General features: G+C 47.1%; 13 protein-coding genes. All 13 read right to left on the reverse strand.

The features are described from left to right. Positions 1–60 precede the first annotated feature (60 nt). On the reverse strand, positions 61–2,238 hold the full coding sequence (locus tag E6W40_RS17845; RefSeq protein WP_136607060.1) for a methyl-accepting chemotaxis protein: 2,178 nt from the start codon (positions 2,236–2,238) through the stop codon (positions 61–63). A 207-nt stretch (positions 2,239–2,445) separates the two neighbouring features. Then, positions 2,446–3,762 (reverse strand): peptidase U32 family protein, encoded by a 1,317-nt coding sequence (locus E6W40_RS17850; RefSeq protein WP_136606694.1) that lies wholly within the window; start codon positions 3,760–3,762, stop codon positions 2,446–2,448. A gap of 24 nt (positions 3,763–3,786) precedes the next feature. Continuing rightward, positions 3,787–4,719, reverse strand: a complete 933-nt coding sequence (locus tag E6W40_RS17855) for a peptidase U32 family protein (RefSeq protein ID WP_136606695.1) — start codon at positions 4,717–4,719, stop codon at positions 3,787–3,789. 12 nt (positions 4,720–4,731) lie between these two features. Next, positions 4,732–5,778: an endolytic transglycosylase MltG gene (gene mltG / locus E6W40_RS17860; RefSeq protein ID WP_246073033.1), complete on the reverse strand. Its 1,047-nt coding sequence runs from the start codon at positions 5,776–5,778 to the stop codon at positions 4,732–4,734. A 103-nt stretch (positions 5,779–5,881) separates the two neighbouring features. Further along, complete coding sequence (locus E6W40_RS17865) at positions 5,882–6,193, reverse strand: DUF1292 domain-containing protein (protein ID WP_211147024.1); 312 nt, start codon at positions 6,191–6,193, stop codon at positions 5,882–5,884. Next, on the reverse strand, positions 6,186–6,494 hold the full coding sequence (locus E6W40_RS17870) for a DUF1292 domain-containing protein (protein WP_136606696.1): 309 nt from the start codon (positions 6,492–6,494) through the stop codon (positions 6,186–6,188). The genes E6W40_RS17865 and E6W40_RS17870 overlap by 8 nt, the downstream gene beginning before the upstream one ends. A gap of 12 nt (positions 6,495–6,506) precedes the next feature. Next, on the reverse strand, positions 6,507–6,923 hold the full coding sequence (gene ruvX / locus E6W40_RS17875) for a Holliday junction resolvase RuvX (RefSeq protein ID WP_136606697.1): 417 nt from the start codon (positions 6,921–6,923) through the stop codon (positions 6,507–6,509). A 9-nt stretch (positions 6,924–6,932) separates the two neighbouring features. After that, on the reverse strand, positions 6,933–7,193 hold the full coding sequence (locus tag E6W40_RS17880; protein ID WP_127601893.1) for an IreB family regulatory phosphoprotein: 261 nt from the start codon (positions 7,191–7,193) through the stop codon (positions 6,933–6,935). Between the two features lie 230 nt (positions 7,194–7,423). Beyond that, positions 7,424–10,045: an alanine--tRNA ligase gene (gene alaS / locus E6W40_RS17885; protein WP_136606698.1), complete on the reverse strand. Its 2,622-nt coding sequence runs from the start codon at positions 10,043–10,045 to the stop codon at positions 7,424–7,426. 402 nt (positions 10,046–10,447) lie between these two features. Then, positions 10,448–11,515, reverse strand: a complete 1,068-nt coding sequence (locus E6W40_RS17890; protein ID WP_136606699.1) for an AI-2E family transporter — start codon at positions 11,513–11,515, stop codon at positions 10,448–10,450. Positions 11,516–11,698: 183 nt separating this feature from the next. Then, positions 11,699–11,905, reverse strand: coding sequence for a hypothetical protein (locus E6W40_RS17895; protein ID WP_136606700.1), 207 nt, complete (start codon positions 11,903–11,905; stop codon positions 11,699–11,701). Positions 11,906–11,918: 13 nt separating this feature from the next. Continuing rightward, positions 11,919–12,440 (reverse strand): PRC-barrel domain-containing protein, encoded by a 522-nt coding sequence (locus tag E6W40_RS17900; protein WP_136606701.1) that lies wholly within the window; start codon positions 12,438–12,440, stop codon positions 11,919–11,921. A 140-nt stretch (positions 12,441–12,580) separates the two neighbouring features. Beyond that, positions 12,581–13,732, reverse strand: a complete 1,152-nt coding sequence (locus E6W40_RS17905) for a cysteine desulfurase family protein (RefSeq protein WP_136606702.1) — start codon at positions 13,730–13,732, stop codon at positions 12,581–12,583. Positions 13,733–13,746 lie beyond the last annotated feature (14 nt).

Genomic DNA, 13,746 nt, shown 5'->3' on the forward strand with positions numbered 1-13,746 from the left:
AGTAACCTTCGAGGACAGCCTCTTAGCTGTAATTTCCAAATACTCTTCGAAATATTCTTCTTATACCGTGAATCGTGAAAGTGTTTCCTTCAGTTCACTGGACACATTCTCGAGTTTGCCCGATAACTGTACCAGCTGGCTGCCGATGCTTTGCTGCTCATTACTGAGCGAAGCAACCTCTTCGGATGTTGCGGAGGACTCTTCGGCTACCGCACTGACATTGCTCATGGCATCAGACAGAACTTCTTGCGAGTGATTCAATGTCTCGATCGATTGCGTCACGGAATCCAGGCGCTGTGTGAAATCAGCCATCTGCTCCTGTACAGAAACAAAGATATCATTCGTCTCTTTAACCGAATCCATTTGCTGCTGGAATAAAGGATTCGCTTCCTGTAAAGCCACAACCGTTTCATTCATTTCACTCATGATTTTCTCTGTGATTTGGCCAACCATATCAATCGATTGTCTGGACTGGTCTGCCAATTGGCGGATCTCGTCAGCGACCACCATAAATCCTCTGCCCGCGGCACCCGCACGTGCTGCTTCAATCGTTGCGTTAAGTGACAGAATATTCGTTTGCTTCGTGAGATTCTGCAATACCTCAAGGACTTTATTAACAGACATTGTCGTTTGCTTCAGGTTGTCCACTTTATGCATCAGAGAACGCGTCATGTCTTCCGTCTGATGCGTCTTATCCATCAAACTGCTCAAGTGCTTCGTACCCAGCTCGCTGGATTGCTCGACATGGTGGGCTGCACTGCCCATCTCTTCATTAGCCGTCACCACAAGCTGCATTTGACGCGAAATGTTATCCGTCAGCTCGTTGCCGCGCTCCGCCTCAGTAGCCAGGCTGCTCGCGCCATTGGCAATTTCCTCTGTTGCTATAGCAATTTCTCTCGCAGAGAGAGCTGTCTTTTTCGATGCATCCGTCAGCTCACTCGCCGTTTCGAGAACAGCTTGAGCAGTTGTGCTCGTCTGCTGTACGAGCTTCGTGATTTGATCCATCATCAGGTTGAAGCTTATGCCCAGCTCACCAATTTCATCGGAGGATTTATGATTTGTCCGCACTTTAAGATTTCCTTTTGAACCTTCGATCATAAGATCCTTAAGCTGGCTTAACGGTCTTGCGATCAAACGGATCATCCACCATCCAATGAGGATGGCGATAATGACTACGACCAATACAAATCCTAGGGTCAAGAACAGGATGCCTTGAGCATCCTTCACTAGCAGTTCCGTTGGAATTGTACCTACCAGCTTCCAACCGTTCGTTTCCAAGGTGTTATATACGGCCAGGATACTATGACGCTGAGTATCCTCCGTATAAAAACTGTTAGCCGCGTCTTTCTGATCTTTCATAAAATTAAAGTTCGTTGCAGCTCCTGCTTCATCGTCTTGATTGGAACCAGCCACTTTGTTATCGGTAGAGATTAACTGCAGCTTGCTGCCGGTGCCCAAATTGATGGCCTTCAGTTGATCCTCAATCAGAGCTGTTTTCAGTTCTATAACGATCACATAGGATTGTCCTCCGCGAGTTAAGCTTTGCAGAGGGCGGACCAGTTTGAAGTTTTCCCCTCCATCCTTGCCCTTTTCCGATGTAACCCAATAGGGTCTACTCTGGCTCTGAGCTTGCTTGAACCATACTTCATCCCGAATCGTACTCATGTCACTGCCGCCGCTACCAGCCATAATCGGATTCTGTCCGTCTTTCGGCGGAACAAGATAGATGGCTTTAATCGTACTGTTGCTGTTAATCTGATTGCTCAGCTTTTTGCTGATCTTATCATTCAAAACGAACATATCATATGCACTCATCTCTGATGAGGACATATCATCAATCAATGATTGTGTTTCCGGATCAAAAAAGATTTGCAGTGAAATATCCTCGTACTGCTTCAGAATAATATCAAGCTTCTGTGATGTTTGAATCATGGTTTGTTTGTTCGCAGAAGCAGCATTATTCTTAATGGTGCTTTTCGCCTTGCTGTATGACGTTAGGCCTAGAATCAATACAAAAGATACAATCGCTATAAAAAAGATCAAAAACAGCTTAACACCGACTGATTTTGCAGGATTGAATTTCTCTATCCGGGAACCCGCATTCCGCAAATTGAATTTCACTTTTTTTGCATCAGCCTGACCCGTAGCAGTTATCCCTTCCTGCTGCTCTTTCTTCCGCTGTTTCCCCCAACGGCTTTTCTTGCCTTCTTCAAGTTCCTTCTTCTGAACCTCTCCCATTTCCTCACCTACCACTTTAATTTCTTGCCTCACGTAATATGTAAGCAATACCTACTTTATTCTTCGACATTTTCCACCATTATCCTTTGGTTTTTCGGAAAATTCTTTATAACTATTTTCCTAATACGAATGGTCCATACGTTCTTGCATGAAAAAAACCGCTGTACACAAGGAGTCAGCGGCCTAAAATTTATTTTCTGGGACTTGCTAATGTTTTCTGCGCAGCATGTCGAAATATGCGACCGGCTGATCTACCTTCATGCGGATTCTCTGCAGCGGGTGACGGGCTGCTTCCAGAGGTTGACCCTCCTCATCCCACATTTCATGCACCGTTTGCTTGAAAAAGGCTCCCTTTGGCCCAAAGAACTCAATCTCCTGACCTTGTTTAAAGAAATTACGCTGTTGAATGACCGCCGTTTGGGTAGCTTCATCATATTCGAGCACCAGTCCAGCAAAATCATAAGGAGCTGCCTTTTCCTCCGGCTCATAAATATGATCCTCATGATCTGGGATGTCGTAGAAGAAACCGGTATTCAGCGGGCGGTTTGCAGCTTTATGTAGATCATCCAGCCACTCAGGTTTAAGAACATAATGGTCCGGGTCCTCAAAATAAGCATCAATCGCCTGGCGATATACATTAACGACCGTAGCTACATAGTGTATGGATTTCATACGTCCTTCAATCTTAAAGCTGTCGATGCCAACTTCAATTAAATCCGGGATATGCTCAAGCATACACAGATCCTTGGATCCCATCGTAAAGGCATGGTCCTCTTCTTCAAAAAGAGGAAGCTGCGTAATTCCCGGTTTCAAAGCTGCTGGCTGCATCGCCATATCGGATTCTTCTTCACGGTCTCTGCCATCTTCAAAAAGATCATATTTCCAGCGGCAGGATTGGCAGCATCCGCCGCGATTGGAATCACGGTCTGTAAAGTGGTTCGACAGCACGCAGCGGCCTGAGATCGATGAGCACATCGCACCATGAATAAACGCTTCGATCTCGATCTCCACATTGTTTTTAATCTCTGCGATTTCTTCCAGACTCGCTTCCCTGCCGAGAACAACGCGCGGAAGCCCCTCATCCTTCCAGAATTTCACCGCCTGCCAGTTTAACGTGGACTGCTGCGTACTGAGATGCACCTCAAGTAATGGGACGGCACGCTGTGCCACTTCAATAATGGCCGGGTCGGCAGCAATAATAGCCGATATCCCGGCATCATTGAGACTGCGCAAATACTGCTCAATGCCATCAATATCTTCATTATGCACGTAAATATTGGTGGCCACGAATACCTTCGCCCCATATTTCTTTGCAAATTCCACACCTTCGCGCATTTCCTCAAATGTAAAATTATCCGCATTCGAGCGCAGCCCGTATTTTTGCCCGCCAATATACACAGCATCCGCGCCGTAATGAATGGCGAATTTCAATTTTTCCAAATTTCCGGCAGGTGCCAGCAGTTCCGGTTTTTCGAGACGGACCCTTTTCCCCCGGTATATCGGTTTAGAAAGCACTTCCTCCACGATTATGACACCTCCCTCTTCATCCTAGTAGACTTGTTCCTTATAAAAGAATCCAAATGTCAGCTCGCGCTCCGGGTCCTGAAGCTCGCGGATCATATCCAGCCATTCTTCGCGGAACTTATACTTGCCGGGATCGGCCGTATAAGCATCGATAGCCGATCGATATGCCTTAATTACCGCGGTATTATAGGATACCGGTTTCATAAAACCATCAATCTTAAAGCTTTCGATTCCAGCCTGCAGCAGCAGATGAAGGTCTTCCAAAATGCAGATATCATCCGAGCTCATAATATGCGTTCCATGTTCATCCTCGAAGATAGGATACTTTTCCTGAACGCGGTCCGCCTCAACGAGAAACAATCCGCGGTCTTTATCCAAACTGCCGTTCTTGACTGGCCGTCCCTGATGAATCATATAGCTTTCAACCAGTCTCCGCTTCGAATGGTACATATTCGTCATACCGTGTACCTGAACTTGTGCTTCAATTTCCAGATGCTGCTTCAGTTCCAGAATTTCATCCATGCTGAGCTCCTTGGCGGCAGCAACGCGGGATGCTCCTTTACGCCCCCAGTAATTGGCTGTGGCATAGTTGGTGGACATCATCTCCCCGTTCCAGTGCAGCCTAATCTCAGGCGCATAAGTTTTAACTGCAGCAAGAACGGAAGGATCGCTGTATTCCACCGCATGGACGCCGGCATCCTTCAAAAACAAAATATAGTCCGGCAGTAGTCTGAGCATATCATTGGTCATGATGTTAGTCATACTCATCATTACTTTGACATTGCGGGCCTGTCCCAGACGCACAGCTTCACGAATATCCGAATCTGAAAAATATCCGGGCATTCTAATTCCGTAACAGGCATCACCAATAAGCAGTTCGCTTGCTCCCGCATCCATGTATGCAGCGCATTCCTGCAATGAGCCGGCTGTAACCATAAGCTCATGTTGTTTAGTCATACGGCACCTCTTTTATTTCGTCGTGCTATTGCTTTTCTTTATGTTCTTTAAATGCTCCTGATACGTTTTGGCAAACAAATGCTCATGCGAACCGTCCTTCTTGGTGACATAATACAAATAATCGGATGCTTTAGGACTCAGCGCCGCTTCGATGGAAGCGATGCTTGGACTGCAAATAGGTCCCGGCGGAAGTCCATCATGCAAATAGGTGTTATATGGACTCTCTACCTTCAGATCTTTATAAAGCAGACGTTCCTTTGGCTCTGCCAGGGCATACTGCACCGTGGCATCGATCTCAAGCTTCATTTTTTTATCCAGGCGGTTATAGATGACACCGGCTACCAGCGGCCGCTCTTCATCCACCACAACCTCGCGTTCAACAAGCGATGCAATTGTCAGAAGCTCATGCAGGGTGATGCCCCGGTCTTTAAGCTTTTGCTGCAAATCAGGAATATTGTCCAGTTTACTTTGCATTTGCTCCATCATTCTATGAAAAATGTCATTGTCATTTGTTCCTTTTTTAAATTCATAGGTATCCGGGAATAAATATCCTTCTGCTGCATGCTTCAGATTAGCGCTTTCAGGAACATCCTTAAAGGCAGCGACCGCTTCATCTCCCGGGTGATTTGCCAGCTTCAAAAATTCTTCCGTTGAAGTACCGGTTGCTTCACTTACCTTCTTCGCGATTTGCTCAATGGTATAACCTTCCGGAATGGTAATACGGGTCATCGCTTCCTTCACAACTTCCCCACTGTTCAGCTTGGCAATAAGCTCATCGAATGTGGCCCCAGGCTTAACCTCATAAACACCGGCTTGAAAATGGGAGCCTTCATTTTTCCACTTCAAATAGCCCTTAAAAACAGATTCATTTTTAATGAGGCCATTCTTATACAGTACATCGGCGATTTTCGAGGTACCCATGCCCGGTTCAATCGTGAATTTGGTCGCCTGGTCAGACGCTTTAACCGGCTGAAGGCCATTCCATATGTAATACGCCCCTCCGCCTGCTCCAAGCAGGAGAATGACCAAAATAACAATCACAACTTTGACAGCTTTCAAGAAAAATCCAACCCTTCACAACCAAAAAGGACGGTCTGCACCGCCCTCTTAGGTTTATTCATTTTGAAATTTTGTCTACTCCGGGAAGCTGTAAATCTGTAAATTAATTCTCAATGTCGTCCGGGAAAGTCATTTCGTCGTAAAGCTCGGTAACGTTTTCCCATTCATCATCGTCATCAATGGTCGCCAGTTCAAGATTTCCGTCTGGTGCCTTAACGACTTTCAATATATTGTACTCGCCATCCTCATCTCCGGGGCTTTGCAGCACCGCATAAGTTTGGCCGCCTACTTCAAATTCCGCTGTAAGATCATAGACTTCAATGGAACCATCTTCGTCTTCCAGCTCTACAGTCGGGCCGAAAGCTTCCTTCAAAACGGAAGTCCAGGCAGCCTGGTCTGCAGAAAAATCATTCATGATCATTACCTCCATCAAGTTCAGCAACTAAGGTGTTGAAGGTTTCCTCCACGATCTGCCACTCTTCATCATCTTCAATCATGTAGAGCTTGAGATCGTCTCCGTCTTCTTCATAACGGAATGCGTAAACCTCATCAGAATCATCGTCCGCTGCTTCCAGCGGAACAACCATCATGTATTTGGAGTCTGATCCATCTACCTCAAATTTCATGATGACTTCGAATTCTTCCTCGTTACCTTCGTCGTCAGGAATATAAATAATATCCGGTTCTTCCTCAAAATAGTCACGCTCATTGGTCATCTGTTATCACCCTCACCCTTTAGTCTTTGAGTCCAAATAATTTTGCAAAATCAAGCTTGCAGCCATTTTATCCACAACTTGCTTTCGCTTCTTCCGGCTGACGTCAGCCTCAATCAGCGTCCGCTCGGCAGACACGGTTGTCAGCCGTTCATCCCACAGGTGGACGGGTAATTCCAGCATTTCTTTAAGCTTGTCAGCGAAATCGATACAGATTTCACCTCGGGGACCAATGCTGCCGTTCATGTTCTTTGGCAGTCCGACAACGAGCTCCTCGACCTCATACTCGCGGACCAGATCCGCAATACGCTGCATCTCGGCACCGTCACGCCGGCGTTCTACCACCTCTAGTCCCTGGGCAGTCCATCCGAATAAATCACTGACGGCAACACCAATTTTGCGGTCGCCGTAGTCCAATCCCAAGATCCTCATAAAGCTCTCCTATCGGTGATTGGCTAAGTAGAACCGGACCAGCTCTTCAATCAACTCATCACGCTCTTTTTTTCTCACCAAGCTTCTGGCATTGTTATGGCGCGGAATGTAAGCGGGATCTCCCGATAGGAGATAGCCGACAATCTGGTTAATTGGATTGTATTCCTTCTCAACCAGCGCGTCATAAACCGTAAGAAGGATATCCTTGGAGGAAGCTTCCTTCTCATCGCCTTTGACATTAAACTTCATTGTCTTATCCATGGAGTCCATTTGTGACACCTCGCTTCTTCAAATGCATGCCTTGAGCACACTTTGACGAATTGATTCTTAGGCTTCATATCTTCTTCTAATATAACATACTCATCCCGTTGTAAGGAAACTTCAGGGACAAATAAAACGAATTTTATTCGAATTTATTTGTCATACAATCTATTTTAATCGAAGGATAATGCATGAACCACTTTTTTTGGATTCATGCATTATCCTCAATATATTTGCTTTTATGCCTGTGCTACAAGCTCTTCTGCCAACTTCAGTGCCTCATCAAGCTTGCTTGCATCCTTAGCTCCAGCCTGTGCCATATCCGGACGTCCACCACCGCCGCCGCCGCAAACCGAAGCGATTTCCTTAACGAGTTTGCCAGCATGCAGTCCCGACTTGATCTGCTCCTGAGGTACGGATACGACGAAATTGACTTTGTCTTCGATCGCCGCGCCCAGAACCAGTACAGCCGATGGAAGTTTATTCTTAAGCTCGTCAGCAAGGTTCCGTAATCCATCCATGCTGCCCACACTGACGCGGACTGCCAATAGCTCTTTGCCCCCTACTGTTTTCACCTGATCCGTCAGTTGGCCTGCTTCAATCAAGCTTAGCTTGCTTTGCAGTGATTCATTTTCCCGGCCAAGTTCCTTCATCTGGGCATGTACGGACTCAATACGCTTCGGTACATCATTCAGATTGGATTTCAGCAATTCAGCAGACTGTTTCAACAGATCAAGCTGGCCTTCAATGAACTGGTATGCGGAGCGGCCTGTTACGGCTTCGATCCGGCGTACGCCTGAACCAATGCCGCTTTCACTCACGAGCTTGAAGATACCAATCTCCGATGTGTTGCTGACATGACATCCGCCGCAAAGCTCTAGGCTGTAATCTCCTACCTGAACGACACGTACAATATCACCGTATTTTTCACCGAAAAGAGCCATGGCTCCCATCGATCTGGCCTCATCAATTGGCTTGAGCTCGATATTTACATGAATACCGTTCCAAATCTGTTCATTGACGCGTTGTTCAATATCTGTGAGCTCCTCCGGAGTTATGCTGCCGAAATGCGAGAAGTCAAAGCGCAGACGCTGCGGCTCCACCAATGATCCTGCCTGGTTTACATGCTCGCCCAGCACTTCTTTTAGAGCCTTGTGCAGGAGATGCGTTGCTGTGTGATTCTTAACAGTATCGCGGCGCTTGGCTTGATCCACTTCCGCTTTTACGGTTTCGCCGACCTTCAGTTCACCGGCTTCAACCGTTACGACATGAACATGCTGTCCGTGCGGAGCTTTATAAAGACCTTCCACTTTCGCAGTCACGCTTCCACCGCGCAAGAGTCCTTGGTCACTGACCTGACCGCCGCTTTCAGCATAGAATGGAGTCACATCCAGGACAACCTGGCAAGTCTGACCTTCGCCGGCAGTATCCACCATGGCATCATTCACAATGATCGCCAAAACTTTCGAATCCGTTACGGTGTCATTATATCCAACAAACTCACTTTTAACCGTATAGTCAGAGAGTACGCCGCCTTGAATTTTCATGCCACCGTTATCTTGTCGGGCTGCACGCGCACGGTCACGCTGCTCCTGCATGGAAGCATCGAAGCCTTCACGGTCAACGGAAAGGCCATGCTCCATTGCATAGTCCTCGGTCAAATCAAGCGGGAATCCGTAGGTATCATACAGCTTGAATGCATCAGAACCGCTGATCATTTTGCTGCTGTCTTCCAGCGCTTTTTTACTGATGTCTTCGAGAATGGCAAGGCCATCGGATAATGTCTCATGGAAACGTTCTTCCTCGGTACGGATGACCTTTTCAATAAACTCACGTTTTTCGACAACCTCTGGGTAATACACGCCCATAATATTGCCAACGGTTTCGGTCAGCGTATAGAGGAACGGACGATCCAGACCCAGCACCTTGCCATAGCGTACAGCGCGGCGGAGCAAGCGGCGGATGACGTAACCACGTCCTTCATTGGAAGGAAGCACCCCGTCAGCTACCGCAAAGGCAACCGTACGGACATGGTCGGCAATGACCTTAAGCGCAACGTCTTTTTCCACGCTGTCGTTATAGCTGACGCCTGCAAGCTTGGCTGTTTGCTGGATGATCGGCTGGAACAGATCTGTGTCAAAGTTCGAATCCACATTTTGCAAAATGGAAGCAAAACGTTCCAGGCCAGCGCCCGTATCGATATTCTTATTAGGAAGCGGTGTATAGGAACCGTCCTTGTTATGGTTGAATTGGGAGAATACGAGGTTCCACACTTCCAGGAAGCGTTCGTTTTCTCCGCCCGGGAACATTTCAGGATCGGACAAATCTCCATATGCATCACCGCGGTCGTAGAAGATTTCAGTACATGGACCGCAAGGACCTTCGCCGATATCCCAGAAATTATCTTCCAGCTTCACAATACGCTCAGCCGGCAATCCAATTTTCTCATTCCAGAGCTTGAAGGCTTCCTCATCCTCGGGATATACCGTTACAGACAGGCGTTCAGGATCAAAGCCAATCCATTCTTTGCCGGTCAGAAACTCCCATGCCCACGTAATGGCTTCTTCTTTAAAATAATCTCCAATCGAGAAATTTCCGAGCATTTCGAAAAACGTATGGTGACGGCGGGTTTTGCCGACATTCTCGATATCATTGGTACGAATACATTTCTGCGAGTTCGTCAGACGTGGATTCTCAGGGATGATCCGTCCGTCAAAATAAGGCTTGAGCGGCGCCATACCAGCATTGATCCATAGTAGGGATGGGTCATTGTGTGGAACGAGCGGGGAGCTCGGTTCAATTTTGTGTCCTTTACTTGCGAAAAATTCCAGCCATTTGGAACGGATTTCACTTGCTTTCATGGTATACAGCCTCCAGCATCAATTTAATTTTTTATTTCAGGTCTTGGGAAAACAACATAAAAAAGCCCCTGAATAAATTTCAGGGACGATCATAATCGCGGTACCACCCTGGTTATCGCTCAGAGCTTCCACGGTATCATGCATCCGCTTGTTCCCTAAAGAGCGATCTCCTCGTAAAAGCCTATAACGGGGCCAACCGGCGGGTTTTATCCGCACTCCGAAATCAGCTTTCCGGTCAGCAGCCCACATGCGGATTCTTGCAGCCAACACGATTTAACGTGAAGGAACCCGTTCTCTGTCACAAGGAGCTTTCTGCCGTACTTCATTTCATCGCCGTTTTGTCCATTTTAATCAACTGACTACAAGTATATCGGCGGCGCTAATGAATGTCAATGAGGCATCTCAGACGGTTTTCCGCTTCACATAATAGGCAAAAAAATGCTGGAGAAGCACTTTAAATACCGCGAAAACCGGAACCGCCAAAATAAGACCCACGATGCCTGCGAGCTCTCCGCCGACCAAAAGCGCAAATATAATCACAATCGGGTGCAGATGGAGCTTTTTACCGACCACCTGAGGCGATATCACATTACTCTCCAGAAGTTGACAGATCCAATTAACGACAATGACCAATAGCACCATCTTCCAGGAAATCGTGGAAGCCATGACCACGGCCGGAGCTGCCCCCAGAAATGGTCCAAGGTATGGAACAATATTGAAGACGGCGACGATACTCGCCATCAGCAGCGCATACTGCATGCCAATCAGCATGTATCCGATATAAGCTAGAACACCAATGATCAAGCAGACCAGAAACTGTCCACGCACATAATTCCCGAGCGCAAGATCAATTTCTTTCAAAAGGCTTACCATCGCTTTTCTCCTTGAACGGGGCAGGTAGGAAACAATGGTTCTTTCAAATACATCGAAGTCCTTGAGTATATAGAAAATGAGAAACGGTATGATGAAAAGATTCAGGACCACATTAATGGTCGTCCCAATATTGTCAATAAAATCGGAAATGCCTTTTGCAAGCCTGTCTTCCCACTGCAAAAACCACTGATCCACGCCGGCCATTACTCCGTCCGGCAGCAGCTTTTGATCCAGCCGGGTCATTAGGCTCTGGGCATGCATGGTCATCTCCGGCAGATGCTCATTCAGTTCCTCCATCTGCTCCACCAGTATCGGTATCATGTTGATAAGGATGACGGCTAGACAAGTCAGAAAGACTGCATAGATAAGCAGCACCGCGATCCCTCGGGGCATTTTGCGGTCAGCCAGCATACAGACAACCGGATTCAGCACATAAGAGATGATCATGGACACAATGAACGGAGCCAGAATCGCTTTGAAAAAGTGGTATATATTCATGAACATGGGCCGTAGCATCCAGATAAAATAGAGTGCAATAAGGCTGAGAATGACCCAAATCAAAAGACGGAACCATTTGTTTGCGATCATCTTCTCCATGCGGTTTCCTCCTTTCGGACTTGCTGTACACGTTATTATATGTACGAAAGGAAAAAATTAACCTTCAATCTATACACGAAGCGGCCGCGGCATGACAAAAGAAACCCATCACTAACGTGCGCCGCAAGCGGGCGCTAGTGATGGGTTTCTTTCTAACAAACATGCTTGTTCATAAGTTCACTTTCAATTGGATGCATGAATCTGTGGGAAATCCTGAGGGATCTCCTCGAAGAACAAATCATCCAGTGAACTGAGCGTTCCATCTTCCTCTACCTGGTAGACGGACATTTTCTCTCCGTTGACTGTCAGTTCGATAAAACAGCCCCAGCAATAAAACTGGTGTGAGCCGATTTTACCGATATCTTTGGAATTGCAGTTGGGACATCTCATATTCATTTATCACCTATCCGTTAACAGAATGAATGGTTTTCTCCAAGCGCTCCTCGCTCATTGGAGGTACCATGATCGCATTTTTACCGATGGACATGTCCTGTGTAAGCGGCAGCCACTTGCGGCCTTCCATTAAATCCGAGACGAAGCCGTCACTGATTTCAAGACCTAGTATTGTATTTCCCATTTCCTGGTCAAAATAAACGTCCGTTACTTTACCCAGCAGGACGCCATCCTCCGTCAATACATTTAAATCCTTAAATTTATTTTTACCCAGAAGATAGGTGTAGTGTATGTCGTCGGCCCCCGTCTTTCGAACAGCCTGTTGATTACGAATCATCACAGCATCTTCGCCGTAAGCCATGATGTCCTCCCAGGACACTGACTTAGCCGAGCTGGAAAAGAACCCTTTGCCTTCAAGCTCCAAAGCTTGAATCTTCCAGTCCTCGCTGATCATAACATCGCTGATTTTGCCGATCTCCTTGCCTTCTTCAACATCAAAAACGGCAAGTCCGATCAATTCTTGGAACTTCATGGCCAGGATCCCACCTATCCCTATTTAGATTAAAACCAAGGAATCCCGCCTGCGCGGGACTGATGCGTGGCAGCATCAATCCTTTGATTTTCCGGATGGTATGGAACACTCCTCCCTCCTTGTCCATACATAGAGAATCCCTAACTTCTATTACGTAAACGACGAAGAATGGTTGCAATTTTTTGGGCGGTGTATTCCATATCTTCAGTAGTATTACCCAATCCAAAGCTAAAACGAATCGCAGAGCGCAAAACATTTTGTGGAAGTTTCATAGCCTGGAGTACGTGAGAAACTTCAAGGGAACCCGAGGTGCACGCTGAGCCGCTGGCTGCCGCAATGCCTTCCATGTCCAGGTTCATCAGGAGAGTCTCTGTGTCTGTATCCGGGAAGCTGATATTCAGAATGTGGGGTAAAAATTCAGAGGAATGTCCATTGATGATAAACGAGTCTTTTCCAAGTTCCTGTTCCAGCATGCGAATAAACGTATGCCGCAGCATGAGATCATGATCTCTGCGTTCCTCCAAATGGGCGGCCGCGATCCGTACAGCCTGACCAAAACCGGCGATTCCCGCCATATTTTCCGTCCCTGCACGGCGTTTCTTCTCCTGAACCCCTCCGTGCTGTCTCGGTGCAAGATGAATCCCACGGCGGATATACAGAGCACCAACGCCCTGGGGTCCATTAATTTTATGAGCAGAAAAGCTCATGAGATCTACAGGCAAATCATGGCAGGATATTGGAACAGCACCTAAAGCCTGTACTGCATCCACATGAAAAATAATGCCGCGGTTTCTCGCAAGCTCTCCAATTTCCGTGATCGGCTGCACTGTACCAACTTCGTTGTTGGCATACATGATGCTGATCAGCACCGTTTCTTCCGTCAGAGCGTTCTCCACATCCTCTATCCGAACCCGTCCGGCGGAATCAACAGGCAGATAAGTTACGCGGTATCCCAGCTTCTCCAGCTCTTCGCAGGCATGCAGAACTGCATGATGCTCGATTGATGACGTAATAATGTGCTTGCCTGAACCGCTTAATGCGGATAAGGCACCGAACAGGGCAAGATTATCGCTTTCCGTTCCGCCCCCGGTAAATACCAGTTCATCAGGATGGCAGCCCAAAGATTTTGCAATCATATCCCTGGCACTGCTCACCGTGCGCTTAGCGGAACGGCCAAAAGCATGGATGCTTGAAGCATTCCCGAACTGCCCGGTCATCACTTTCATCATTTCTTCGGCTACTTGCGGATGTATGGGTGTGGATGCCGCATGATCCAAGTAAATGGAATTCATTATTGCATCTCCTT

Source organism: Paenibacillus dokdonensis (assembly GCF_004916975.1).
GTDB classification, from domain to species: domain Bacteria; phylum Bacillota; class Bacilli; order Paenibacillales; family Paenibacillaceae; genus Paenibacillus_AQ; species Paenibacillus_AQ dokdonensis.

Bases quoted from the DNA above. Each gene is read 5' to 3' on its own strand.
- E6W40_RS17845 (WP_136607060.1), bottom strand. From the start codon at position 2,238: ATGGGAGAGGTTCAGAAGAAGGAACTTGAAGAAGGCAAGAAAAGCCGT.
- E6W40_RS17855 (WP_136606695.1), bottom strand. From the start codon at position 4,719: ATGACTAAACAACATGAGCTTATGGTTACAGCCGGCTCATTGCAGGAA.
- E6W40_RS17865 (WP_211147024.1), bottom strand. From the start codon at position 6,193: ATGAATGATTTTTCTGCAGACCAGGCTGCCTGGACTTCCGTTTTGAAG.
- E6W40_RS17870 (WP_136606696.1), bottom strand. From the start codon at position 6,494: ATGACCAATGAGCGTGACTATTTTGAGGAAGAACCGGATATTATTTAT.
- ruvX (WP_136606697.1), bottom strand. From the start codon at position 6,923: ATGAGGATCTTGGGATTGGACTACGGCGACCGCAAAATTGGTGTTGCC.
- E6W40_RS17880 (WP_127601893.1), bottom strand. From the start codon at position 7,193: ATGGACTCCATGGATAAGACAATGAAGTTTAATGTCAAAGGCGATGAG.
- alaS (WP_136606698.1), bottom strand. From the start codon at position 10,045: ATGAAAGCAAGTGAAATCCGTTCCAAATGGCTGGAATTTTTCGCAAGT.
- E6W40_RS17890 (WP_136606699.1), bottom strand. From the start codon at position 11,515: ATGGAGAAGATGATCGCAAACAAATGGTTCCGTCTTTTGATTTGGGTC.
- E6W40_RS17895 (WP_136606700.1), bottom strand. From the start codon at position 11,905: ATGAGATGTCCCAACTGCAATTCCAAAGATATCGGTAAAATCGGCTCA.
- E6W40_RS17900 (WP_136606701.1), bottom strand. From the start codon at position 12,440: ATGAAGTTCCAAGAATTGATCGGACTTGCCGTTTTTGATGTTGAAGAA.
- E6W40_RS17905 (WP_136606702.1), bottom strand. From the start codon at position 13,732: ATGAATTCCATTTACTTGGATCATGCGGCATCCACACCCATACATCCG.